General features: G+C 69.6%; 1 protein-coding gene. It reads right to left on the minus strand.

Annotation, left to right across the window (positions count from 1 at the left end; genetic code table 11):
• Positions 1-99: 99 nt before the first annotated feature.
• Positions 100-1,452, minus strand: coding sequence for an IS701 family transposase (locus HCJ94_RS29275; RefSeq protein ID WP_240944613.1), 1,353 nt, complete (start codon positions 1,450-1,452; stop codon positions 100-102).
• Between the last annotated feature and the right edge of the window lie 5 nt (positions 1,453-1,457).

A 1,457-nucleotide genomic window follows, 5' to 3' on the forward strand; every position in this document is an offset into this window, starting at 1 on the left:
TAGTACTTTGTTAGGTTGGTACCAGTTGGTGGCAGAGAGGGCAGAACCCGAACCAGGTCGCGAGCTGGTATTGCAGTTCGCGGAGGACGGCGTACAGGCTCAGGTCTGCCCTGCTGCTTTTGGGTCTGTCAGCCGTAGTTGGGTGAGGAACAGTTGGGCGGCTGCGGCTAGGGTGACGTGGCGGTGCCAGCCGATCCAGGAGCGGCCTTCGAAGTGGTCGAGTCCGAGGGCGGTCTTGAGTTCGCGGTAGTCGTGCTCGATGCGCCAGCGGCTTTTGGCGAGGCGGACCAGTTCGGCAAGTGGTGTGTCGGCGGGCAGGTCCGAGAGCCAGTAGTCGGTGGGTTCGTCCTGGTCGGGGGGCCATTGCACGAGCAGCCAGCATTCGGGTAGGACGCCGTCGTCACCGCGGTCGGGTCCACGTTGGATGGCGCGGCCTGCGGGCCGGACCCGTATGGCGAGGAAGTGCCCGGCCAGCTCGCGGGTGGGCTGGCCGGGGGCGCGATCGGCGGTGGGGAGCCGGTCGCGCCAGCGCACCAGTCGTGTCGCGGCGGTGCCGTGGGTCAGAGCGAGATCCTTGAGGCTGCGGGCGGGTTGTGGGTATCTCGGGGTGGGGTGCTTGCCGACCCCGGCGTAAGGGACCTCGATCGGTTGGGCGTCGCCGGGTTGGGCGGTGGTGGACGAGGTGGTCGCCACGATGTAGCTGATGCCGCGTTCGGTCAGGCCCTGGCGGAACTCGGCGACCTGCCCGTAGCCGGCGTCGGCGGTCAGCAGCGGCGGGCGCAGGCCCCAGCCGGCCAGTTCGTCGAGCATCTCCAGGGCCATCATCCACTTCGGCCGGTACCGCTGGTCGTCGGGCAGCTTCGATGCTGTCCGCCGCCGTAGGATCTGGTCGATCTGCTCGGCGGGTGGCGGCCGCAAGCGCGGGTGTGCCTTCTTCGCCCCGGCCTGGTCACGGGTCACGGGTTGCTGGCGCAGCCTGCGGGCGTACGGGTTGGCGATCTTCCCGTCGGTGTCCGGGACGCAGGTCTCGTCCCAGGACTCGGGCACGAACAGCCGCCAGTCCAGCACAGCCGAGGCAGTGTCGGTCGCGGCGTGGACGCTCACGGCTATCTGGCAGTTGGCGACCTTCCCGAGGGTGCCGGAGTACTGCCTGGCCACGCACGCCGACGCCTTGCCGTCCTTGGGAAACCCGGTGTCGTCCACCACCCACACCTGCGGGCGCACCAGGTCGACGGCGGTCCTCGCCAGCCGCCGCCGCACATCGGTCACGCCCCAGGTCGACGAGGTCAGGAACTGCTGCAACTGCTGGTGGTCCACCCCGAGGCGCTGCGCCATCGGCTGCATCGACTTACGCCGGCCGTCCAGCATCAGCCCTCGCAGATACCGCAGGCCGGTCGCCCGCTGATCCGACCGCGGCAACCCCGCGAACACCCCGGCCGCGAAGTCCTCCAACCGCG

Source organism: Micromonospora thermarum, from assembly GCF_012034245.1.
Lineage (GTDB): Bacteria > Actinomycetota > Actinomycetes > Mycobacteriales > Micromonosporaceae > Micromonospora > Micromonospora thermarum.